The sequence below is a fragment of the Psychrobacter sp. TB20-MNA-CIBAN-0197 genome, assembly GCF_040309765.1.
In the GTDB taxonomy this organism is placed as follows: Bacteria; Pseudomonadota; Gammaproteobacteria; order Pseudomonadales; family Moraxellaceae; genus Psychrobacter; species Psychrobacter submarinus.
This window is the reverse complement of record NZ_JBEOPC010001341.1, coordinates 1-238: the sequence shown is the minus strand read 5'-3', so window position 1 is coordinate 238 and position 238 is coordinate 1. Positions and strand designations below refer to the sequence as shown.

The 238-nt window shown below is 62.6% G+C and carries 1 protein-coding gene; it reads left to right on the top strand.

The features are described from left to right. Positions 1-35 precede the first annotated feature (35 nt). The coding region (locus AAEY83_RS18315) for a hypothetical protein (protein WP_351061544.1) at positions 36-238 on the top strand (203 nt) is incomplete at its 3' end.

Here is a 238-nt window from a genome sequence, read left to right as displayed (position 1 = left end):
CTCTAGCGCTGTCCCCTTTCAGAGCTGTCCGTCCCATGCGCCACGCCGTTCGTTCGTCTCGCTTCGTTTCGCTGTGCCTGCTGAGCCTGTTCCCCTTTTTCACTGAATCCGCCCACGCCAGTGCAGAGCGCGAACTGGTGGCCGCCATCAATGATTACCGCGCCCATCCGCAACGCTGCGACCGCCGCCCTGCGCAGCGTCTGGCGCCTTTGGCTTTGAAATCGAATCTGGCCTTGCC